The organism is Brevundimonas sp. VNH65, from assembly GCF_049445955.1.
Lineage (GTDB): Bacteria > Pseudomonadota > Alphaproteobacteria > Caulobacterales > Caulobacteraceae > Brevundimonas.
The window spans coordinates 142,560-165,262 of sequence record NZ_JBMSDX010000007.1 but is presented as its reverse complement, the minus strand read 5'-3'; the positions used below and the strand labels follow the sequence as shown (position 1 = coordinate 165,262).

General features: G+C 69.9%; 18 protein-coding genes. 7 read left to right on the top strand and 11 right to left on the bottom strand.

Features of this window, described 5'->3' with window-relative positions:
• Positions 1–20 precede the first annotated feature (20 nt).
• Both acs and ACO2Q1_RS12445 read right to left on the bottom strand, forming a co-directional pair.
• Entirely contained in the window at positions 21–1,916 is a 1,896-nt protein-coding gene (gene acs, locus ACO2Q1_RS12450; protein ID WP_423329806.1) for an acetate--CoA ligase, read from the bottom strand.
• Positions 1,917–2,002: 86 nt separating this feature from the next.
• Complete coding sequence (locus ACO2Q1_RS12445) at positions 2,003–3,376, bottom strand: DcaP family trimeric outer membrane transporter (RefSeq protein WP_423329789.1); 1,374 nt, start codon at positions 3,374–3,376, stop codon at positions 2,003–2,005.
• A gap of 173 nt (positions 3,377–3,549) precedes the next feature.
• On the opposite strand from ACO2Q1_RS12445, the gene ACO2Q1_RS12440 reads away from it, so the two are divergent.
• Positions 3,550–4,179 (top strand): response regulator, encoded by a 630-nt coding sequence (locus ACO2Q1_RS12440; protein WP_423329788.1) that lies wholly within the window; start codon positions 3,550–3,552, stop codon positions 4,177–4,179.
• 3 nt (positions 4,180–4,182) lie between these two features.
• Here ACO2Q1_RS12440 and ACO2Q1_RS12435 read toward each other — a convergent pair whose 3' ends face one another.
• Positions 4,183–7,590: a PAS-domain containing protein gene (locus tag ACO2Q1_RS12435; RefSeq protein WP_423329787.1), complete on the bottom strand. Its 3,408-nt coding sequence runs from the start codon at positions 7,588–7,590 to the stop codon at positions 4,183–4,185.
• Positions 7,591–7,718: 128 nt separating this feature from the next.
• Entirely contained in the window at positions 7,719–9,392 is a 1,674-nt protein-coding gene (locus ACO2Q1_RS12430) for an MFS transporter (protein WP_423329786.1), read from the bottom strand.
• A gap of 175 nt (positions 9,393–9,567) precedes the next feature.
• Here ACO2Q1_RS12430 and ACO2Q1_RS12425 point away from each other — a divergent pair, with 175 nt between their 5' ends.
• Positions 9,568–10,800 (top strand): DUF2336 domain-containing protein, encoded by a 1,233-nt coding sequence (locus ACO2Q1_RS12425; protein WP_423329785.1) that lies wholly within the window; start codon positions 9,568–9,570, stop codon positions 10,798–10,800.
• A 16-nt stretch (positions 10,801–10,816) separates the two neighbouring features.
• Here the strand turns inward: ACO2Q1_RS12425 and ACO2Q1_RS12420 are convergent, their stop codons facing one another.
• The 7 genes from ACO2Q1_RS12420 to ACO2Q1_RS12390 form a co-directional block, all read right to left on the bottom strand.
• Positions 10,817–11,917 carry a DUF2336 domain-containing protein gene (locus tag ACO2Q1_RS12420; protein WP_423329784.1) on the bottom strand — a complete coding sequence of 367 codons (1,101 nt, stop codon included), beginning with the start codon at positions 11,915–11,917 and terminating at the stop codon, positions 10,817–10,819.
• A gap of 29 nt (positions 11,918–11,946) precedes the next feature.
• Positions 11,947–13,041 carry a hypothetical protein gene (locus ACO2Q1_RS12415; protein WP_423329783.1) on the bottom strand — a complete coding sequence of 365 codons (1,095 nt, stop codon included), beginning with the start codon at positions 13,039–13,041 and terminating at the stop codon, positions 11,947–11,949.
• Between the two features lie 60 nt (positions 13,042–13,101).
• A complete protein-coding gene (locus tag ACO2Q1_RS12410; RefSeq protein WP_423329782.1) occupies positions 13,102–13,875 on the bottom strand; it encodes an ABC transporter permease in 774 nt (257 codons plus the stop codon).
• Entirely contained in the window at positions 13,872–14,648 is a 777-nt protein-coding gene (locus ACO2Q1_RS12405) for an ABC transporter ATP-binding protein (RefSeq protein WP_423329781.1), read from the bottom strand. The genes ACO2Q1_RS12410 and ACO2Q1_RS12405 overlap by 4 nt, the downstream gene beginning before the upstream one ends.
• Positions 14,641–15,687 carry an ABC transporter substrate-binding protein gene (locus ACO2Q1_RS12400; RefSeq protein ID WP_423329780.1) on the bottom strand — a complete coding sequence of 349 codons (1,047 nt, stop codon included), beginning with the start codon at positions 15,685–15,687 and terminating at the stop codon, positions 14,641–14,643. Before ACO2Q1_RS12400 ends, ACO2Q1_RS12405 begins: the two co-directional genes overlap by 8 nt.
• A gap of 149 nt (positions 15,688–15,836) precedes the next feature.
• A complete protein-coding gene (locus ACO2Q1_RS12395) occupies positions 15,837–16,559 on the bottom strand; it encodes a DUF4386 domain-containing protein (RefSeq protein WP_423329779.1) in 723 nt (240 codons plus the stop codon).
• Between the two features lie 691 nt (positions 16,560–17,250).
• Positions 17,251–19,179, bottom strand: coding sequence for an ABC-F family ATP-binding cassette domain-containing protein (locus tag ACO2Q1_RS12390; RefSeq protein WP_423329778.1), 1,929 nt, complete (start codon positions 19,177–19,179; stop codon positions 17,251–17,253).
• 86 nt (positions 19,180–19,265) lie between these two features.
• Here ACO2Q1_RS12390 and ACO2Q1_RS12385 point away from each other — a divergent pair, with 86 nt between their 5' ends.
• The 5 genes from ACO2Q1_RS12385 (at position 19,266) to ACO2Q1_RS12365 (ending at position 22,675) form a co-directional block, all read left to right on the top strand.
• Positions 19,266–19,730 (top strand): YcgN family cysteine cluster protein, encoded by a 465-nt coding sequence (locus ACO2Q1_RS12385; protein WP_423329777.1) that lies wholly within the window; start codon positions 19,266–19,268, stop codon positions 19,728–19,730.
• A 107-nt stretch (positions 19,731–19,837) separates the two neighbouring features.
• Positions 19,838–20,230, top strand: a complete 393-nt coding sequence (locus tag ACO2Q1_RS12380; RefSeq protein ID WP_423329776.1) for a hypothetical protein — start codon at positions 19,838–19,840, stop codon at positions 20,228–20,230.
• Entirely contained in the window at positions 20,169–21,365 is a 1,197-nt protein-coding gene (locus ACO2Q1_RS12375) for a DNA-packaging protein (RefSeq protein ID WP_423329775.1), read from the top strand. Before ACO2Q1_RS12380 ends, ACO2Q1_RS12375 begins: the two co-directional genes overlap by 62 nt.
• 54 nt (positions 21,366–21,419) lie before the next feature.
• Entirely contained in the window at positions 21,420–21,755 is a 336-nt protein-coding gene (locus ACO2Q1_RS12370; RefSeq protein WP_423329774.1) for a hypothetical protein, read from the top strand.
• Positions 21,752–22,675, top strand: coding sequence for a phage head spike fiber domain-containing protein (locus ACO2Q1_RS12365; RefSeq protein ID WP_423329773.1), 924 nt, complete (start codon positions 21,752–21,754; stop codon positions 22,673–22,675). Before ACO2Q1_RS12370 ends, ACO2Q1_RS12365 begins: the two co-directional genes overlap by 4 nt.
• The last annotated feature ends 28 nt before the right edge of the window (positions 22,676–22,703 follow it).

Sequence of the window (22,703 nt, the reverse complement as noted above, 5' to 3'; positions counted from 1 at the left end):
ATCGGGCGCGCCGAGGCCGTTCATGCGGCGACGCGGTTCTTCACCAGATCTTCGACCACCGACGGGTCGGCGAGGGTGGAGGTGTCGCCGAGAGCGCCGATCTCGTTTTCGGCGATCTTGCGCAGGATGCGGCGCATGATCTTGCCCGACCGCGTCTTGGGCAGCCCCGGTGCGAACTGGATGACGTCGGGCGCGGCGATGGGGCCGATCTCCTTGCGGACATGGCCGACCAGGGCCTTGCGCAGGTCGTCGGAGGCGGCGACCCCCTGGTTCAGGGTGACATAGGCGTAGATGCCCTGGCCCTTGATGTCGTGCGGATAGCCGACGACGGCGGCCTCGGCCACGTCGTCGTGCAGAACCAGGGCGCTCTCGACTTCGGCGGTGCCCATGCGGTGGCCCGAGACGTTGATGACGTCGTCCACCCGCCCCGTGATCCAGTAGTAGCCGTCCTCGTCGCGGCGGCAGCCGTCGCCGGTGAAATACTTGCCGGGATAGGTCGAGAAATAGGTGTCGAAGAACCGCTGGTGATCGCCCCAGACCGTGCGCATCTGGCCGGGCCAGCTGTCGGTGAGGCAGAGGTTGCCGGAGACGGCGCCGTCGAGCACCGCGCCTTCGGAATCGACGAGCTGGAGCTCCACCCCCGGCAGGGGCAGGGTCGCCGAGCCGGGCTTCAGGTCCGTGGCGCCGGGCAGGGGCGCGATGAGCGCGCCGCCGGTCTCGGTCTGCCACCAGGTGTCGACGATAGGCAGGCGGCCTTCGCCGACGACCTCGTGATACCAGCGCCAGGCTTCGGGGTTGATGGGTTCACCGACCGTGCCGAGCAGGCGCAGGGACTTCCGGCTGGACGAGGTCACCGGCGCGTCGCCTTCGCGCATGAGGGCGCGCAGGGCGGTGGGGGCGGTGTAGAAGATCTCGACCTGGTGCTTGTCCACCACCTGCCAGAAACGGCTGACGTCGGGATAGTTGGGCACGCCCTCGAACATCAGGGTCGTGCCGCCGTTGGCCAGACAGCCGTAGACCACATAGGTATGGCCCGTGATCCAGCCCACGTCGGCCGTGCACCAGAAGACCTCGCCGGGGCGGTAATCGAACACCAGTTCATGGGTCCAGGAGGCCCAGAACAGGTAGCCGCCGGTGGTGTGCAGCACCCCCTTGGGCTTTCCGGTCGAGCCGGAGGTGTAGAGGATGAACAGCGGATCCTCGGCGTTCATCGGTTCGCAGGGGCAGTCGTCGGCGACGGACTTCACCGCCTCCTCGAACAGGACGTCGCGGTTTTTGACGACGTTCACCTCGGCGCCCGTATGGGCGATCAGCAGGACCTTCTGAGTATTGAAGCCGGTCGGAATCTTGTCCAGGGCGGCGTCGACATTGGCCTTGAGCGGGATGGTCTTGCCGCCGCGCCGGCCCTCGTCGGCGGTGATGACGAAGGCCGATCCGCAGTCCTCGATCCGGCCGGCGATACTGTCGGGCGAGAAGCCGCCGAAGACGACGGAGTGGATCGCGCCGATACGGGCGCAGGCCAGCATGGCCACGGCCGCCGCCGGGATCATCGGCAGATAGATGGTGACGCGGTCGCCTTTCCTGACCCCCATTTCCTTGAGGACATTGGCCATGCGGCAGACGTCGCGATGCAGTTCGCGATAGGTGAGCCGACCCGAGACGGACGGGTCGTCGCCCTCGAAGATAATCGCCGTCTGGTCGCCGCGCTCGGCCAGGTGGCGATCCACGCAGTTCCAGGCGACGTTCAGGACGCCGTCCTCGAACCAGCGGATGTGGAAGTCCTCCCTGGCGAACGAGACGTCCTTGATCTTCTGCGGGAAGGTCATCCAGTCCAGACGCCGCGCCTCCTCGGTCCAGAAGGCGTCCGGATGGGTCCGCGCGACCGTCCGGGCCGTCTGATAGGCGGAGCGGCTCATATGCGCCCGCTCGGCCCAGTCGGCGGGAACGGGATAGATGTCCTGATCGTGGTCGCTCACTGCGCAATCCTCACCCTGGTCTTGTCTCAGAAACCGTATTTGGCGAAGACCTGAAGGCGGGTCATGTCGCCGGAAGCGCCGGATTCCAGTTCACGCTCACCGAACATCAACTCGGCGCCCACGTCCATCGCGGGCAGAGGAGTCCAGATCAGATTGGCCCGGAGGCTCTGGGCCGATTTGTTGACGCCAAAGCCGACCAGGGCGCGATCATTGTCCACGCTCTGGGCCGACCAGGTCAGGTTGGACCGCCACTGCGGCGACCAGACGTGGCGATAGCTGGCCAGGCCGGCGACGACGCCGATGGTCTCCAGTTCGCCCGAGGCGTCCAGCACGGCGTCATTGGCGAAGTTGAGACCGACATAGCGGCCGATGCCCTCGCCGCCGGTCAGCATCAGGCGCAGGTCGTTCCTGTCGCCGATCTTGAGCTTGGCGGCGGCGGAGACGCCCCAGCCGACGGTGGAGCTCTCGATCGCGCCGGCTCCGGTGGTTTCGTACTTCAGCTGGCGCAGCAGCCCGGCGATGGAGGCCTCACCCCAGGGGCGGGCGACGGCGTAGCGGACCGTGAGGTCCGGCAGACTGTTGTCGTCGGCGACGATGCGGGTCGCGGCCAGATAGGGGGTGACGGTGGTCTCGGGGTTCTCCAGAGCGATGGAGAGGGGGCCGCGCGTGTAGCGGACCTGGACCTGGCGGGCGAAGGCCGTGCCTTCCGACGCGCCGATGTAGTCAGCGCTGTCGGGCAAAACCCCGAGGTTCTGGAAGTTGGTCCATTCCTGGCCGAACAGCCAGTTGTCGACGGTGACGAAGGCGCGGCGCAGGGCGGGGGTGGAGGGGCTGGTGGTGCGCTGGTCGCCGGTTCCGGGCAGGACCTGAAAATCCATCTCGATGCGCGTTCCGACCTTTCGGCCGCCTATGACGCCGTCGGTGGTCAGCCAGAAACGCGTCTGGCGGGCGTTGAAGTCGGCCGCCGTGCCTTCGTCCGAGCCGCCGACCGGGATCGCGCCGGGCAGGTAGAAGTCACGCAAGGCGTCGCCGTTGGCCGGGTCGCCGCCGGAATAGGAGGAGGCGATGTAGTCGGCCTTGATGAAGCCGCCGAACTTGAGCGTGTTCTGGCCGACGCGGAAGCCGTCGGCCGAAGCGGACGGGGCTGGAGCGGCGGGTGCGGGGACAGGCCGGTTTTCGATGCGGAGGATGTCCTGCGCCAGGGCATGGGTCTGGGCGGTCTGGACCGTGGATGTGGACTGCACCTCGGACCTCAGCGCCGCCAGTTGCGCCTCCAGCAGCGCGATGCGCGCCTCGAGGGCGGCGGTGTCGGTCTGGGGCAGGGCGAGGGCGGGCGTGGTCATCAGGGCGAGGGCGGCGGCGCCGCCCAAGGCAAGGGTGCGCGTGCAGAAGCGATTCATGGTGATGTCCTCCGGGTAGGCGGGCGCATCTGACGTGCGCCTCGACATCGCCACCTTCCGGACAGGCCGTCTTCGCGGCCATTGGGCTTAGGTCTAGTTTCGACCAAGGTCGGGGGGTGGCAGATTGGCGCGGAAGTCCGGCGCCAGACCGGGTTGTTTGTGGGAGAAACCTGATGGACCGCATCGTCATCGCCGACGATCATCCGTTGTTCCGGGCCGCCCTGGTTTCGGCCCTGAGCCGGGCCGCGCCGGGGCGGGAGGTGGTCGAGACGCCCAGTCTGCAGGGCGCGCGAGAAGCGCTGGCGGCGGGCGGGACGGCGATCGGACTGCTGCTGCTGGACCTCAAGCTGTCGGACAGCGACGGGTTCGCCGGTCTGACCGGCATAAGGGCCGACTATCCCGCCGTGCCGGTGGCGGTGGTTTCGGCCAGCGAGGATGCGCGGACCGTGCGGCGCGCCCTGGCCTTCGGCGCGTCGGGCTTCATTCCGAAATCTGCGGATCTCGACCAGATGGTGCTGGCCATTTCCGCCGTGCTGGAGGGCGAAACCTGGACGCCCGAGGGGCTGGAGCCGGAGAACGCGGAAACGGCGGAGATGGAGGCGCGGATCGCCAGCCTGACGCCGTCGCAGCTGCGCATCCTGGTCGGGCTGAAGAAGGGGCGGCTGAACAAGCAGATCGCCTGGGACCTCGGAGTCACCGAGGCGACGATCAAGGCGCATCTGACCGGCGTGTTCCGAAAGCTGGGCGTGCATAACCGGACGCAGGCGGTGATCGCGGCGCAGAGCCTGGAGCTCGAGGGCTGAAGCCTATGCCTCGTCCTGAACCGGGCGCATCAAAAACGCCTTGAGGGCGGCCGGGCGCACCGGCTTGGAGAGGAGGACCGCCCCGGTCGCCGCCACGCGGGCGGCCAGGTCTTCCTCGGCGTCGGCCGTGATCAAAGCGATGTGAGAGACACCCTGCGCGCGGAGGGCGGCGATCACGGACAGGCCGTCCGGGCCGTCTCCGAGATGCAGATCGACCAGGGCCGCATCGAACGGGCCGGAGGCCGAGAGCGCGGCGGCGGCGTCCGGCGCGGTGACCGCCGACAGCCCCCACTTGGCCAGGAGCAGTTTGAGGCCGTGCAGGATGGAGGGCTCGTTGTCCACGCAGAGTACGCGGCGCGGCGCGGGGCCGCGGCGGGACATCGGCGCGGAGGAGGGTGCGGCGATCGCAGCCTGGGGCGTGGCGCGGGGCGCCGTCACGCCGAAGCGTGATCCCCTGCCGACTTCGGACCACAGGTCGAGGCGATGTCCGAGAAGACCAGCGACGCTTCGGACGATCGCCAGGCCGAGGCCGACGCCCGGTTCGTCGCCGGTGACGCCCGGCAGGCGGGTGAACTCGGAAAACACGGCCTCGCGCTGATCTGCGGCGATGCCTCGACCCGTGTCGACGACCTCGATGCGCAACTCGCTGCCGAGGGTGCGGACACCGACTCGCACGCCGCCACTGTCGGTGTAGCGGATGGCGTTGCCGACCAGGTTCTGGAGCAACGAGCGCAGAAGGTCGCGGTCCGAGGCGGCCCAGCGGCGGTCGGCGACGAAGCGGAGGGACAGACCCTTGGCGCGGGCGAGCGGCGCGAACTCCCGCTCCAGATCGTCGAACAAACCCTGCAGCGGCAGAGGGGCGACGGCGGGCTTGATCCCGCCGGCTTCGAGGCGGGAGAGGTTCAGCAGGGCCTTGAGCAGGCCGTGGGCGTTTTCGATCGACCTGTCGGCATTTTCGGCAAGGTCGCGCGCCGCTGACGCATCACCGTTCGAGCCGGGGTCGCGCAGGGCCGCGATGAACAGGCGGGCGGCGTGCAGCGGCTGCAGCAGGTCGTGGCTGGCGGCGGCGAGGAAGCGGGTCTTCGACGCCACGGCGGCCTCAGCGGTGCGGCGGGCTTCGTCGAGGCGGGCGGTGCGGTCGGCGACGCGCGCCTCCAGCCGTTCGTTGGCCTCGGCCAGGGCCTGGGCGGCGCGGCGCAGTTCGGTGATGTCGGAATAGGTGGTCACATAGCCGCCGTCGGGCATGGGGGACCCGGTCGAGCGCAGGATGCGGCCGTTCGGCTGGGCGCGTTCGTGATCGTGCGGCGTGCGTCGGCGGAGGGCGTCCAGCCGGCGCTCGATCCAGGGTTCGATGTCGGCCTTGTCCACCTCGCCGCGCTCGGCGTTGAGTCGGTAGACGGCGGAGACCGGCAGGCCGACGTGAACGTAGCCGGCGGGGAGATCGAACAGTTCGATGTAGCGGGCGTTCCAGGCGACGAGCCGCAGGTCCTCGTCCACGACGCTGACGCCCTGGTCGATGTTGTCGAGGGCGGCCTGTAGCAGTTCGCGGTTGAACTGGACGGCCTGGGACGCCTCGTCGAGCATTCGGACGACGTCTTCCGGCGCGCGACCGCCTCCGGCCAGGGCGGCGGCGATGACGCGGCGCGCCGAGGGGGCGCCGACCGCTCCGGCCAGCATCCGCTCGGCGGCGCGGGCCAGGCCGGTGTCGGCGGGATCGGCGTCTCGCAGGGGGCGGCCGGTCTCCTGGGCGAAGACGGCGAAGGCGCGGCGGGCGCCGGCCTCGCCGAGGAAGCGGGCCACGAGCGTCCGCAGGTCGCCCACAGAGGCGCCCGAGGGACCGGCGACGGGATCGTGTCCGTCACGGGCGTAGCGATCGACGAAGGCGCTGGCCTGCACCCGGTCGATCAGCCGGGGGCGCGCGCGACGCGAGACCCAGACATAGACCGACAGGTTGGCGGCCAGGCTGAGGGCGACGCCGGTCGGCAGGGGGTCCGACAGGCCGAAAGGGTTGAGGCCGCCCGCGCCGAAGCCAAAAGCTGCGCCGACCTGGGGCAGGCCGAGGAAGACCGCCCAGATCGCCATGCCGACCAGGATGCCGGCGATGGCGCCGCGCGCATGGCCGTCGCGCCAGAGCACCGCGCCGAACAGCGCCGGGGCGAGCTGGGCCAGGGCGGCGAACGAGACAAGGCCGATGGAGGCCAGGCCTGTGGAGCGATCGATGGCCTGGAACCATAGCCAGCCGAGGAACAACACGACGCAGATGGCGATGCGGCGGACCTGCAGGATGGCGCCGGCCATGTCTGAGGCCGCCTCACGCCCCTGCCAGCGGTCGCGGGCGATCAGCGGCAGGATCAGGCTGTTGGAGGCCATGGCCGACAGGGCGACGGTCTCGACGATGACCATGGCGGTCGCCGCCGAGAAGCCGCCGACGAACACCACGGCGGTCAGGACATGGGCCTGGGCGCGGAAGGGGATGTCGAGGACGAACAGGTCCGGGTCGGCCACGTTGGCGAACAGGCCGCCTGCCGCGACCAGGGGGATCACCGCCAGGGAGGTGATGAGCAGATAGAGAGGAAAGACCCAGCGGGCGCGACGGAGGTCGGCCGCGTCGCCGCCTTCGACGAAGCCGACATGGAACTGACGCGGCAGGCAGAAGACGGCGGCGAGGGCCACCAGGCTGAGCGCCAGGAACCGGCTGTCGACGGTCGGGTAGGCGGTCAGACCGCCAAGGGCGCGGGTGACGGTCTCGGCAGACGGCGCGCCCAGCAGCAGGACGACGGCGAAACCGGCGGCGGCGACCAGGGCCGCGAGCTTGACGATCGATTCGAGGGCGATGGCGCGGATCAGGCCGCGATTGTGTTCCGTCAGATCCGACCGGCGCGCGCCGAACAGGATGGTGAAGGCGGCCAGAAGGAGGGCGATCACCGTGACCGTCACGCGCTCGGAGCCGGCCACCGGCGTGTCGTGGGTGACCAGTCGCCAGGCCATCGACAGGGACTTCAGCTGCAGGGCGATGTAGGGCAGGGATCCCAGGATGGCCACGACGGCGACCAGGGCGCCCAGGGTTCCGCTCTTGCCGTAGCGGGAGGACAGGAAGTCGGCGATGGAGCCGACGTTCTCGCGTCGGGCGGCGGCGGCGATGCGACGCCAGACCGGAAACAGCAGGATCAGGCCGGCGGCCGGTCCCAGGTAGATGGGCAGATACTCCCAGCCGTCGCGGGCCGCCGTGCCGACGGCGCCGTAGTAGGTCCAGGAGGTGCAGTAGATGGCCAGGGAGAGGGCGTAGCCCGTCGGGCCCACGCCCCGGCCTGCGCCCGCGCCGGGCCGCTCGCCCCGCCAGGCGATGACGAACAGGGCCGCCATATAGGCGAGCACCAGGCCGAGCAGGACGAAAGGGAAGGCGGGGGCCATAAGTTTCGCATCTAGAGGCCGTCAGGTCGCCGACGGCAAGCCGGGGCGTGAGGAGCGACCGCAACGGCGAAGGGCGGGTCGACCGGATGTCCGATCGACCCGCCCCCCAGGTTCACGCCCGAGCAGGATCAGGCGTGAAGATCCACGTCCTTGCCTTCCTTCACGAACAGGAAGCCGACGATGACCGTGAGGACGGCGATGGCGATCGGATACCAGAGGCCATAGTAGATGTTGCCCGTGGCCGCGACCATGGCGAAGGCGGTCGTGGGCAGGAAGCCGCCGAACCAGCCGTTGCCGATGTGATAGGGCAGGGACATTGAGGTGTAGCGGATGTTGGTCGGGAACATCTCGACCAGGGCCGCCGCGATCGGGCCGTAGACCATGGTCACATAGAGCACCAGGATGAACAGGATGCCGATCACCATGGGCTTGTTGACCAGGGCGCTGTCGGCCTTGGCCGGATAGCCGGCGTCGGCCAGAGCCTGGCCCAGACCCGCGTCCCACGCCTTCTTCTCGGCGGCGAACTCGGCCGTCGACAGATCCTGGCCGCGGAAGCTCTGGACCACAGACCGGTCGCCGATGCGGACCTCGGCCACGGTTCCGGCCGGAGCCTCGACGTTGGTGTAGGTCACGCCCGCCTTGGCCAGGTAGGACTTGGCCAGGTCGCAGGAGTGGTTGAACACGGTCTTGCCGATGGGGTCGAACTGCACGTGGCAGTCGGCCGGGTCGGCGTAGACGGTGACCGGCGCCGAGGCGGCGGCCTCGGCGAGGCGCGGATTGGCCGCGGCCGTCAGGGCCTGGAACAGCGGGAAGTAGGTCAGGGCTGCGAGCAGGCAGCCCGCCAGGATGATGGGCTTGCGGCCGATCTTGTCCGACAGCCAGCCGAAGAAGATGAAGAAGGGCGTGGCCAGGAACAGGCCGGCGGCGATCAGGACGTTCGACAGGGACGGATCCACCTTGAGCACCCGCTCCAGGAAGAACAGGGCGTAGAACTGGCCCGTGTACCAGACCACGGCCTGACCGGCGGCGAGACCCAGAAGGGCGATCAGCACCAGTTTCAGGTTCGGCCATTTGCCGAAGGAATCCTTGAGCGGGGTCTTGGAGCCCTTGCCCTCGGCCTTCATGCGCTGGAAGGCCGGGCTTTCCGACAGCTTCAGGCGGATCCACAGCGAGACGCCCAGCAGCAGGATCGAGACCAGGAACGGGATGCGCCAGCCCCAGCTCGCGAAGGCTTCCTCGCCCAGCACGGACCGGACGCCGAGGATCACGACCAGGCTGAGCAGCAGGCCGACCGTAGCCGTGATCTGGATGAAGGAGGTGTAGAAGCCGCGCTTGCCCTGTGGGGCGTGCTCGGCGACGTAGGTGGCGGCGCCGCCGTATTCGCCGCCCAGGGCCAGACCCTGGATCAGCCGCATCAGCACCAGGATGATCGGGGCGGCGATGCCGATGGCCGCATAGGACGGCAGGATGCCGACGATGAAGGTCGACAGGCCCATCAGGAGCATGGTGACGAGGAAGGTGTTCTTGCGGCCCCACAGGTCGCCGAGGCGACCGAAGACGATGGCCCCGAACGGTCGGACCGCGAAGCCCGCGGCGAACGCCATCAGGGCGAAGATGAAGCCGGTGGTCTCATTCACGCCCGAGAAGAATTGGACGGTGATGATCGCGGCGAGCGAGCCGTACAGATAGAAATCGTACCACTCGATGACGGTGCCCACGGATGAGGCCAGGATGACGAGCTTGTCGTTGCGACCGACGACGTGGTCTTCCTGGTTCGGGGCGCCGATGGCGCTGTCTGTCATGGTGTGAGCCTCCCTCGCTCTGCCTTTGCGGCCTTGTATGGCGTCGTCCGCTGGAGCGGACAGATCGCATTCCGGCACCATGGCAGGCGCGGTGCGGCTTGGAGAGCGCGACTTTGGTCTTAGGCCCCCGGCTGCGTCACGCGCGGTTAACCGATCGTGGATAGATTCCCGTTCCATGTCCGAGGCCCTGCTCCCTGATGAGGACGGCGTCGCGTCGCCGCCTCCCGCGCCGGCGACGCCGAAGTCGCGTGCGGCCCTGCTGAAACGGCTGGCCGACGTGGTGTCCCTGCCGGGCAGCCGGATCAATGCGTTCGAACGGGCGGTGACGGGAGACCTGCTGGTCGAGATGCTGCGGCTGGCCAGCTTTCCGGAGCGGAAGCGGGTGGCCGAGCGCCTGGCGCCCTTGAGCGAGGCGCCCAACGCCCTGACCCGGTTCCTGCTGCGCGATGCGCCCGAGATCGCCGGCCTGCTGATCGATCGGTGTGCGGCGCTGAACGACGCGGACCTGCTGGGCTGCGCCCGCGACGCCGGGGCGGAGCATCGGCTGATGATCGCGCGCCGTCGCGGTCTGTCCGAGGTGGTGACCGAGGAACTGATCCGCCACGAGGAGACGCCGACGATCGAGGCGCTGCTGCGCAACGGCGAAGCCCGGCTGTCGCAGAGCGGCGTCGAGCATATCGTCGGGTTGAGCCGTGGCGTCACGGCGCTATGCGCGCCCCTGCTGCGGAGGCCGGAGCTGCGGCCGTCCGGGGCCTATGTGATGTTCTGGTGGTGCGGGCCGGAGGAACGCAAGACCATCCTCCAGCGGTTCGCGGTCTCGCGCGAGGTCATGCAGGAGGTGGTGGAGGACGTCTTCGCCATGGCCGCCGCCGAGGGATGGCAGGACGCAGTGTCACGCAAGGCGTTGCAGTTCATCGAACGTCGCCAGCGCAATCGCGCCGCGATCGAGAAAAGCCCCTATGACAGTCTGGAGCATGCCGTCGCCGTGGCGGCCGAGGGCGGGTTGAAGCGCGAGGTGGCGGCCGAAATCGCCTATCTGTCCGGGATCAAGCCGCTGACCGGCGCCAAGATCATGGGCGACGCCGGCGGCGAGCCGCTGGCCATCCTGTGCAAGGGCACGGGCATGGGCCGGCAGGACCTGCGCAATCTGTGGCGCTCCATGCGTCGACCGGAGGTCACGGCGGACGGCGCGCCGCATCCGGACTGGGAACGGGTGATCGTCACCTATGAGATGCTGGCCGTCGATCGCGCCCAGACGGTGCTGAGATACTGGAACTGGGCCCTGTCGTCCGCCCTGACGCCGGAGCTGGTGCTGGCGATCCGGGAAGGCGACGAAAGCGCCATCGGCGAATATTCCGTCGCCGAGCGGGCCGCCGCCATGGCGCTGGGTGAAGACTTCAGGCGGTAGGCCCGGTCGGAGCGGATCAGGCCGCCTGTGATCCGCGACGGGCGCGCCAGAATCGCACCGTCCGAAGCGCCTGATCGCGTGTCAGGTCCCCATAGAGACGCCCATAGGACTTGGCCTGGCCGATGGCGTTGGCGTCGCCGCCCCCGAGGATGGCGATGACGAAGGTCAGGAACAGCGCCCGGTCCAGGTCGGCCGCGCGACAGAGCACCGCCAGGGCGTCGATTTCCCGCCGCTCGACGATCTGGGCGGCGAGCGCGTAGTCTACGTCCGCGAGGTCAGCCAGGGCCACAAGGAAGGCGGTGCGCGACGGTCGCCGCAGAAGCGTGACCAGGGCCTCCGGCGAGACGGAACCCGACGCCGTCACGGCGCGGGCGTCGATGACCGCCTGGGGATAGTCGGCCGGCAGGGCGCCGTCCTCGACGGCGACGCGGGCGTGAACGGCGGACAGGGCCTGTTCGAGCTGATCGGCCGGGATGTCGGCGTTGCGCTCCAGGATTCGGCGGCGCAGACGCGCCTCGACCACAAAATACATCTGGTTCAGCAGATCGGGCGGCAGGTTCCGGCGTTCGACGGCCGCCTCATGCAGGGCGGGGTTGGCGCCGGCCCGGCGGACGGCGATCTCGGCCGAAGCCCGGGACAGGGGAGCGGAGGGGTTGGCCAGCAGGACGCCGAGCGTCTGATCGTCGCCGCGCTCGACCAGGACGTCGGAGACGGCCGTGCTCATCCCGGATCGGCTGGACAGAGCCCGCAGGTGTTCCTGGCCCTGGCTGCGGGCGACGGCCATGAGGTCGTCCTCGGTCAGGACCGGCGACCGGGCGAGAACGGGCGCGGCGACGCGCGCGTCATCCATGGACAGGCGCCGAACAAGGCCGCGGGGCGCGGACGGCGAATCGGCGAAACGCTGGGCCAGCTCCTCCCGCACGCCGATCTCCATCTCGTCAGCCAGCCGCGAGAGGACGTCGTCGTAGAGCGCCTGCTCCGCGACCGGTCGGGTGGCGGCGCCGAAAAAGGAATCGGTCAGCTCGCGCAACAGGGCCCGCCGGCTGTCGCTGGAGGCTTCTTCTGCGAGGGCGATCAGCTCCGGCAGCCGGGAGCCGGAGGAGGCGTCGACGGGCATCGGGGAGCTCTGGGTCAAGGAAGGCTGGGTCAAGGCAGACTGGGATCGTCGCCGCGATTCATCGCCTGGATGCGGCCGTTGATGGTCCTCGTGGCCACCGGCGCGGGGGGCGGGTCGGCGAGGTCGGGGCGGGCGGCGTCGAGGAAGGCGCCCTCCGGGATGACCGCATAGACGCTGTCGGGAATCTCGGCCGGATCGGGCTCGCGTCCGGCCTGGCGGTGGACCGAATAGTAGCGGGCGCCCTCGCGCGGTGGCGAAGCCTGGACGGTCGGGAACTGCGAAGGTCCCTGCGCCATGGGTTGCGCGGGAGGCTGGGGCGTCGGGGCCTGAGACGTCGGGGTTTGGCCGGCGTCACGCGCAGCCTGGATGCTGAAGATCGGCGCGTCGCGGCGGGGGGCCATGGGATCGGTGACCGTCGCGCCGGTCATGGCGGGCTGGGGGCTGGCCCAGGCGGGGCCGGAGACGACGGGCGAAGGCGTCTGCGGCGACAGAGCCGGCTGGGACGGCGCGGGCATGCCGCCCGAATAGACCTGGGGCGCATAGCCGGGCTGGGTCCAGGCTGCGGGGGGCGCGGCCTGCTGGACGGGCGCGGTCGGGACCGGGTGCGGGGCCGGGCCCGCCATGGTCGGCGCCGCATAGGTCATGGGCGGGTAGCCTTGGGGCGTCGGCATCTGCATCGGCGTCGGGGCGGCGGCGTAGGCCGGGACAGGAAGGGTCGGCTGGCCGGGCTGCGGGCGCGCATAGGGCGGCGGCGGCAGGGTGGGCGGGGTCGGGGCCGCTGCGTAGGGCTGGGCGACGGGCGGCGGCGCGGCGTGCGCGCCATAGGGCGGGGCGCCCGCGGGTTGCGGGCGCGGCTGGACCGGGTTGAACCAGGCGTCGGCCGGGGTCAGGCCGCCCGAGGCGACCGAGGGGCTGTAGCGCGACGGGCGGCCCATCGCCGCCATCGAGGGATAGCGGACGCCGGAGGTCGGGGCCGCGGAGACCGGCGCGGGCGCCGGCGCGGCGGCCGGCTTTCCGGTCCAGGACAGATAGCGCATGTCCTGCGCCTGGGCGGCCGGCGCCATCGCCGAGGCTGCGAGGCCGACGGCGGCGATCGGCGCCAAATGGATGAGACTGCGATACATGGCCGGCTCCGCACACATGGGTGGCGGCGTCAGACTAGGGGTGCGGCGATTAACCGTGCGCTAACGCTGCCCGCCGCGTCGGCGCAGGAGGGCGTCGCGCAGGAGGGCGAGGCCGCCGTTGAGGCCGAGGCCGAGCAAAGTCAGCCAGACCAAGGCGGCCATCATCTCGGCCGTGCGCAGGCGGTTGCCGGCCTCCAGGATGCGCCAGGCCAGTCCCTGTGCGACGCCGGAGCCGGCGACGAACTCGGCCACCACCGCCCCGATCACCGCCAGGCCCGCCGCCACGCGCAGACCCTCGAGGATGAAGGGCAGGGCGGTCGGGCCGCGCAGCTTGAGAAGCCGCTGCGTCGGGGAGGCGCCGTACAGGTCGAACAGGCGCTCCAGATCCGGATCGGCCGATCGCAGACCGGTGAGCACGCCGGAAAAGATCGGGAAAAAGGCGACGCAGGCCGCCAGGAGGATGACGGCCAGATCGGCGCGATCGAGCCCGACCCAGATCTGGATCAGGGGCGCGATGGCGACGACGGGGGTGACCTGGACGGCCACGGCGAGCGGGCGGAAAGCGCGTTCGGCCAGCCGGCTGAACGACAGGGCCGCCGCCAGACCGCCGCCGACGACCGCGGCGAGGATCAGGGCCTGAAGCGCCATCGCCAGGGTGCGAAGCGCCGAGGGAACCAGGACGGGCGCCCGCTCAACCAGGGCGACGGCGACGGCCGCCGGCGTCGGCAGCAGATAGGCCGGCAGGGCGAACGCCGTGCAAAGTCCCGTCCAGGCCGCCGCCAGGACGATGGTCAGGATGAGGGGCGGGCCGAGGGCGGGCAGCAGGCGGCTCATGACGTCACGCCCTCGGTCGTTTCGAGGGTGCGCTCCAGCGCACGGGCCGCGCGTTCGACGGCGAGGCGGTAGTCGGCGGTCGTGCGCCATCCTTCGGGTCTGGGGACCGGCCCGGGCAGGTCAAGGCTCTCGGCGATCCGCCCGTCGTGACCGAGGACGACGAGACGCCGGGCCAGATGAACGGCCTCCTCCACGTCATGGGTGACGAAGACGACGGCGCGGGGCCGCGCCAGCCAGAGGTCATGGACAAGGGCGGCGAGGCGGCGGCGATTGGCCGAGTCGAGCGCGGCGAAGGGCTCGTCCAGCAACAACAGATCGGGATCGGTCACGAGGGCGCGGGCGAGGGAGACGCGCATGGCCATGCCCCCGGACAGCTCATGCGGAAAGCGCCGGCCATGGTCGGCGAGGCCGACGGCGGCAAGGGCTTCGCCGGCCTGCGCCCGGGCGGTCGCAGCCGGCGCGCCGTTCAGCTCCAGGGGCAGGGCGACATTGGCCAGGGCGTCGCGCCAAGGGGCCAGGGTCGGCGCCTGGAAGACGAAGCCGATCCTTGCGGCGCGCCGGGCGACCTGACCGTCGGCGACGGCTTCAAGGCCGGCGATGAGGCGCAGCAGGCTGGACTTGCCGGCGCCGGAGGCGCCGACGACGGCCAGGATTTCCCCCGGCGCGATGGACAGGGAAAGCGGGCCGATGACGCGGCCGGAGGCGGCGTAGCGGATACGGGCTTCGTCGAGGACGACCAGGGGGGCGGAAACCGGAAGGTCCGGATCAGCCACGGCCGGGCAGGTAGGCGTCGGTGAAGGCGTCGCGCCAGTTCAACGAGGTCGGATAGACGCCCGTCGAGGACACCGCCTCGAAGAAGCCCTGCCAGCGTTCGGCGGTCATGGCCCCGAGTCCGTACAGGGCCGCATCGCCGCCCTCAACCACGCCGTTGGCGTTCAGGGCCTCTCGCGCCTGAAGCAGGATTTCGTCGGTCATGTCGGGGTTGTCGCGCCGGATCAGGGCGTTGGCGGCGGTCGGGTCGCCGTTCATGTAGTCGCGCCAGCCCTCGACCGAGGCGGCGATGAAGCTGCGCAGCGCCTGGGCGTTGTCGCGGGCGAAGTTGTTGGGGGCGAGCACGAGGGCGGCGTAGGAGTCATAGCCGTCGTCGGCGAGCAGGAAGACCTTGGGTTCGATCCGGCCTTCACGCCTGATCGTGAAGGGTTCGCTGGTCAGATAGCCCTGCTGGACGGCGCGGCGGTCGGCCAGGAAGGGCGCCGGGTTGAAGTTGTAGCGGCGCACCTGATCGTCGGTGAAGCCGTATTTGGCCTTGAGCCACGGCCACCAGGCGGTGCGGGCGGCGTCGGACAGCAGGAAGGGGCGGCCGGCGAGATCGGCGATGCTGTCCAGCGCGGGATCAGGGTGAGCGATCAGGACCTGGGGGTCCTTCTGGAAGAAGGCGGCCACGGCCTTCACCGGGGCGCGCTCCTGCACCAGGTTCAGCGGGATGAAGCTGTTGGAGCCCATGCCCAGTTCGACGGCGCCCGAGGCCAGAAGCTGGGGCACGTTCACGGCCGGGCCGCCCTGGATGATCTGGACGTTCAGGCCGCGCCGTTCGTAGGCGCCGGACGCCAGGGCCTGATAGAAGCCGCCGTGCTCGGCCTGGGCGCGCCAGTCGGTGGCGAAGCGCAGGCGCACACGCCCCTGGTCGTCGAGGGGCGCTTCCTGGCGATCGCAGCCACGCAGGCCCACGGCGGCTGCGCCGACCACAGCCGCGCCGCCCGCGATCAAGGCGCGGCGGCGGGTCAGGAGGGGGCGATTCTGGTCGCGCGACATGGGCCGGAAGCTAGAGCGCGGAGACGGCGAAGGAAAGGCGGGTTTGGAGGTAGCAGAACCCCTCCGTCTCGGCGCAAGCGGCGCCGATCCACCTCCCCCCGCGTGCGGCGCGAGGAGGAGACGCGCTCAGGCGGTGAGCGACCGCGTCGCTAAGGATCCGATCTCCTGACGCCCAAAGCCACGAGCCAGATCGCCAGGACCGTTTCAGCGACGAGGCAGGGTAGAAGAATGAAGGGGAACATTGCGGACTGCAGGGGCGGGGCCAAGAAGCCGGCGAAACTGTTCAGAAGGTAGCAAACTCCGGCGAAGCCGATCATCGCGCCGAGGAGCGGCGAGAAACGCGGCGACCGGGCCAGGAGGACGGCGAGAGCCAGGAGGGCGACCCCGAAGAAGACCAGGGCGATGTCGTAGGCCTGACCGTGCATCCGCAGGGCGAGGAGCGCCAGGGCTTCTCTTTGTGGCCCGGACAAAGCATCCATCCCGTTGGGTGCATCGAGCAGCACCAGAGGGGCCGCAAGCAGCAGCGCGCGGACTGCGGCGACAGCGCCGACCATGAGCCGAAGGACGGCGGCGAACAGCGAGAGAGCTGGTCCTTGCGGTTTCAGCAACCGATAAAGGAGGACGGCCAAGCCCAGGTCGCACAGGTGCATGACCATTTCGAGCGAGAATCCCGCCCGATAGAGCATCGTTTGGCCCAGAATGGCCCGCGCGGTCCCGGCGGCGTCCTGGTAGTCGATCAGGGCGCCGCGGACGAACGCTTCCGAAACCACTCCGGCGACGACGATATACAAGTAGAGAGCGCCGGCGAGCAGAGCCTGGCGTCGCCATAGACGATCCGCCGCGCGAGATTGCAAAAGCGAGGTGTCCGTCATGCTCCGGCCTCGACCGGCGCTCCGGGAGTTGGCGCCGGAACCAGCGAACAAGCCCTTCGAACGCCGGTCAAGTTACGGATAGGCAATGGCCTTGCGTCTGATCAGCAAGGTTCGAGCCGGCCGGAACGTGTTCCGGAATTGAGCGAGGGGACGAAGGGCTCCGGCGGACCGGCGCTCCTCGTCCCCTCGCCAAGTCCGGGTTGGACTTGGCCGTTGAGGTTCAGATCCCTGGCTTCAGCGTCTGCGGGGCGAGCCCCGGAAACGGTCGGCTGTAATCTGGCGGCTCCTGTTCGAAGGCGTCTCGCGGGGTCTCTAAACCTCGCGTCGTCCAACGATCCCGGCCTGGTTCCCCGCGACCCTGTCCGCCGAAGCGTTCGGGGTCCGAAGCCTGGGCCCTGCCTCCCGTTCGTTACGATCCGAAGACCGCCCGAAACGTCGGGTCAGAGAGCCGGACCGGTCCGCTTGAAGTTCCGGCTCTCACCGGATTTCCGCGCCGCCGTGTCCCTCGGCCCGTTGACGTTCCGACGAAACCCGCTATGAGGCAAGCGCCCGAAACAGCCCCGATGTGCGCAATGCGTCCGGCGGCGGTGGGCAAGTCTGTGAACATCGGTGGATGGATCGAAATTCGAAAGAATTTTCAAGCCGGTGCTTGTGTCCACAGGTTTGAGAGAGTGGCGGCCGTTAGGCTGGATCAGCCCGCCAGGGCCGCCTTCTTTTCTTCCAGCTCCAGCCATTCCAGCTCGGCGGCCTCGAGGTCGGCGCGGGCTTTTTCGGCGGCCTTCATGGCGACGTCGAAGGCCTTGGGATCGCGGGTATAGAGGTCGGGGTCGGCGAGGGTCGCGTCGTGTCTGGCGATCGTGGCGGGCAGGGTTTCGAGCAGGCCTTCCAGTTCTTCCAGACGGCGGGCGTCCTTGTAGGAGAGTTTGGTCGGTTTTTTCGGCGGGGGCGCGGGCGTGGCGCGGGCGCCCGACGTCTGGCCCCCTCCACCGGCCCTTGGCCGGTCCCCCTCCCCCGAAAGGGGAGGAATGAGGAAGCCGGGGTTTTGGCGCAGGAAGTCGGTCCAGCCGCCGGGGGTTTCGACGATGTCGCCGCGGCCGTTCAGGGCCAGGGTCGAGGTGGCGAGGCGGTCGATGAAATCGCGGTCGTGGGAGACCAGGATCAGGGTGCCGTCATAGCCCTCCAGCAGCTCCTCGAGCTTGTCGAGGGTGTCCATGTCCAGGTCGTTGGTGGGCTCGTCGAGGACCAGGAGGTTGGCGGGCTGGGCCAGGGCGCGAGCGAGCAGCAGGCGGTTGCGCTCGCCGCCGGACAGGGTGGAGATCGGCTGCTTCAGCTGGGCTTCCTGGAACAGGAAGTCCTTGGCGTAGGCGGCCACGTGCATGGAGCGGCCACGCACCAGAATGCTGTCGCCGCCGCCGGGCGTCAGGGCGTCCCACAGGGTCATGTCGGATTTCAGCCCCTCGCGCGACTGGTCCAGATAGACGGGTTCAAGGTTGGCGCCCATGCGGACCGAGCCCTCGTCCGGCGCCAGTTCGCCGAGCAGCACCTTGACGAGGGTGGTCTTGCCCGCCCCGTTTGGACCGACGATGCCCAAACGGTCGCCGCGCAGGATGCGGGTGGTGAGGTTCTTGAAGAGGATGCGGCGGGAGGAGTGAAGAGTGCTGGTGAGCGAGGGGTGAGCGGGGTCGCTCTCGGAGCCGCGGTCGAGGCTCACTTCTTGCTCACCAGCACTCTTCACCGAAGCGGCGGTGAAGCCTTTCGACACCCCCTTGATCTCCGCCACCAGCTTGCCGGACAGGGGGCCGGAATCGACGCCGAGGTTCAGCTCCTTGGGCAGGTCGCGGACCCGTTCGGCCCGGTCGGCCCGCATGGCGACGAGGGCGCGGGCGCGGCCCTCGTTGCGGGTGCGCTGGGCGGTGATCGAGCGGTAGAAGGTGTAGGTCTCGGCCTCGATCTTCTTGGTCAGGCGGCGGAGGGATTCGGCCTCTTCCTCCATGACCTTGGCGGCCCAGTCGTCGAAGGCGTCGAAACCCTTGTCGAGGGTGCGGACGCGGCGGCCTTCCAGCCAGTGGACGGTGTCGGTGATGCGGTTCAGGAAGGCGCGGTCGTGGCTGACCACCAGGACGGCGCAGCGGGCCGACAGAATCTCGGTCTCGAGCAACTCGATGGCCAGGATGTCGAGGTGGTTGGTCGGCTCGTCCAGCAGCAGCAGGTCGGGGGCTTCGGCAAACGCTTTTGCGAGGGCGGCGCGGCGGGTTTCTCCGCCGGACAGGCCTTGGGTGGACTTGGCGGGGTCGAGGCCGAAGGTCGTCAGCCAGGCCTCGGCGGTCCAGGGCTCGGCCTCTCCGGACGCGGCGTAGTCCAGAAGCGTGTCGCCGATGATCACCGGCTCCTGCGGCACATAGGCGAAGCGGGTTCCGGCCTGGACCGAACGGTCGCCTGAGTCCGGCTCGATCAGGCCCATGACCACCTTCATCAGGGTGGACTTGCCCGCGCCGTTGCGGCCGACCAGAGCGGCGCGGCTGCGCGGCTCCATAGCCATGTCGACGCCGTCGAACAGGGGGCGAGGCCCGTCCTGAAGACGGACGTCCTTGAGGGCGACGAGGGGGGGACGGGCGGCCATGGGCGGGGCGTATAGCGGGCGCGGCGAAGGGACGCCACGATGGATCGTCGCGCTGATGGATCGGGACATTCGGCGGACGGGTCTGTATGAGCCGCCTCATGCCGCCCTTCTGGGAAACCAAGACCCTGGCCGAGATGTCCGCCGTCGAGTGGGAGAGCCTGTGCGACGGGTGCGGGCTGTGCTGTCTGATCCGGTTCGAGGACGAGGAGACGGGCGAGGTGTTCGCCACGCGGGCGCATTGCCGGCTGTTTGACGGGGCGCTGTGCCGGTGTTCGGACTATGCGAACCGGAAGGCCCAGGTGCCGGACTGCATCAAGCTGACGCCGCACAATATCGAGGCGCTGGAGTGGATGCCCAGGTCGTGCGCCTATCGGCGGCTGCACGAGGGTCGCTCGCTGGCGGCGTGGCACCCGCTGGTGTCCGGGGACCCGGAGAGCGTGCATCGCGCCGGGGTGTCGGTGCGTGGCAAGACCTTTTCCGAACTGGACCTTGCGGCGCCCGAGGATGCGGTCGATCACGAGGCGCCCGAGTTCGATATCGACAGAAGCTGACCGCTTCTGGCGCAGATAGGCGCCTCCGATCGCTGAATTCACACGCGAATTCGTGAAAGTTGAGGCGCGTTTCCGGCCGAAGGGCGTGGGCGCCCTATGATCTGTTCATGCCCAGAAGACGCGAGCGGCTCGCCGCCGAAGCCCGCAAGAAGCAGAAGGCGGTCGACGCCTTTCACGCGCGGCTGGACGACCTGCTGCTGACCGGGGTTGAGCTGGACGACGACGCGATGGCGCGCCGGGTGCGCAATGTGACCCTGGCGATCACCGCGCGCGAACGGCGCCTGAAGTTGGATCGACTGGAGAAGGACGTGAAGGGCGCAGATGAAGTCGATGGAGCCGGCGGAGATGTCGCCCGGCGAGAGCGTCTGCTGGCCAGACTGGCTGGTCTCGCTGCCGAGCTCGAGCAGAAGGGCGCTGATCGATGCCCTGCCTGCGGACGTGTTGAGCCTGATCGAGACCGACTGGCGCGCCTGGGCGCATCCCTGTCAGATCCCGGATGACGGCGACTGGGGGACCTGGCTGTTCCTGGGCGGGCGAGGGGCCGGCAAGACGCGGGCGGGCGCGGAATGGCTGAGCGGTCTGGCGGAGCCCGGACGGCGACTGGCCCTGGTCGGGCCGACGCTGCACGACGTGCGCGAAGTGATGATCGAGGGGCCGTCGGGACTGAAGGCGATCGCGCCGCCCGATCAGCGGCCGGCCTATGAGGCGTCGCGGCGGCGTCTGGTCTGGCCGAACGGGGCCGTCGCCCAAGCCTTTTCGGCCGAGGAGCCGGATCGGCTGAGAGGGCCGCAGTTTCATCACGCCTGGGCCGACGAATTCTGCGCCTGGAAGGCGCCGGGCGAGACCCTGGCCAGTCTGAGGCTGGGCCTGCGCCTGGGCGAGGCGCCGAGGCTGGCGGTGACGACGACGCCCCGGCCGATCCGGGACCTGAGGACGCTGATCGACGAGGCGGGGACGGTGGTGACCCGGGCCGGGACGGCGGTGAATGCGGCGAATCTGTCGCCGGCGTTTCTGGACGGATTGAAGGCGCTTTACGCCGGCACGCGGCTGGAGGCGCAGGAGATCGACGGCCGGGTCCTGGAAGGCGACGGCGCCCTGTGGAGCCTCGAGATGCTGGGGCGGGCGAGAGGCGCCGCGCCGGATCATCTGGAGACGGTGGTGGTCGGCGTCGATCCTCCGGCGACGGCGGGCGGCGACGCCTGCGGCATCGTCGTGGTCGGGCGGCGCGGAGGCACCGCCTATGTGCTGGAGGACGCCACGGTGCGGGGGCGATCGCCGATCGGCTGGGCGACCGCCGTGGCCGAGATCGTCGCGAGACATCAGGCCGACTGGGTCATCGCCGAGATCAACCAGGGCGGGGACATGGTCATGGAGGTTCTGCGTCAGGCTCGGTGCGGGGCGCGCACGCGAGGGGTGCGGGCGCATCTGGCGAAACAGCTTCGGGCTGAGCCGGTGGCCGCCCTCTATGAACAGGGCCGCGTGGTCCATTGCGGCGCCTTTCCCGAGCTGGAGGAGGAGCTGATGCGGATGGGCGACGGGGGACGTGACAGTCCGGACCGGGCCGACGCCCTGGTCTGGGCGGTGACCGACCTGCTGCTGGGGCGGCGCGGCAAGCCGCGACTGCGGCGGCTTTGATCGCGAGGCGCGAGCCGCGGCGGGACGCAATCAACAACGGGAGGACGGCCGGGAATGGCGCAGGCCTATGTGAACTTCTTCAACTGTCTGGATCCGGGAGGCTATGCGCGCGGGGCCCAGGCTTTTCAGGGGCGAGCCGCCCAGCCGCATCGGGCCGAGGCTGTCGTGGGCGCCGGCGCCGCGACGGCGACCACGGTCGAACTGCTGGACGCGACCCAATACGTCGAGGTGCGGGCGACCGAAGGGGCGGTTTTCACCTGTGTCCTGCCGACCGGGGCGGGCGAGGCGGAGCGGACGGGCGCGCGAATCCGCATCGATGAAGGCGAGAAGATCGCCCTGTCGCGCGGCGGCGCGGGTCCCGCCGACCTGCATCTGTGGGCGGCCGGATGATCGGACGGGTCGGTCGGCTGGGGCGCAGCGGACAGACGCTCGGGCCGGGCGAGCCCGCCGTTCTGAGGTTTGCGGCCGGCCTGCCGGGTCGAGTCGCCTACGCCCGCACCGGCTCCGCCGTGGCCTTTGACGAGGGTGGACGTCCGCGGGTCTTCGCCGCCGGAGCGGCGACGGTCACGGACCGGGGCCTGCTGATCGAGGCCGCCGCCGCCAATGCGGTCGCCTGGAGCCGGCCAGCCGGGACGGGATGGTCGGTAGTGAGCGCGACCCTGGGCGAGGGCGGCGCATGGGGCGACCTGACAGGACGCACGATCGCCGCGACCGGGGCGACCTGGAACCGGGCGGAACTGAGCGCCGCACCGATCGCCGTCGTCAGCGGGCAGCCGCTTTTGATCTCTTGTTGCTATCGCGCCGGGTCTTCGGGCCGGGCGCGGGTGGTGTTGAGGGACGCCGTGGCGGTGACCGAGAGCACGGTGACGGGGGCGGCAGGAAGCCTGGCGGTGGCCAATCAGGCGTCCGGGGCGGTGTCGTCTGTGGCGAACGTCGCCCTGGGCGAGGGCGTGTTCCGGGTGTCGTTCGTGTTCACGCCCAATACGTCGAATCCGCGCACCGTAGGGGTGGGGCCCGACAGCGCCGTGGCCGGTCAGGCGGTCGAGGCGTTCCACATCCAGGCGGAGGCGGGGACGACGCCGACGTCTCCGATCCTGACCGTCGGAGCGACGGCGACCCGTGGGGCGCCGACGATCACGACGACTGTTCCCGCAGGGAAGACGGCCTGGCGGTCGATCCATTTCGACGGGGTGGAGGGCGCAGGCGGGGGCCTGACGCCGGGCGCGATGTTCGACATCGCCGCCGCCCTGACCGTCGTGGGCAGGACCGGTCCGGGACGAGAGTTGAGGCGGCTGGAGTTCCTGGCCTGACCGGCGGCGGCCGGTCGAGAGCGCGACA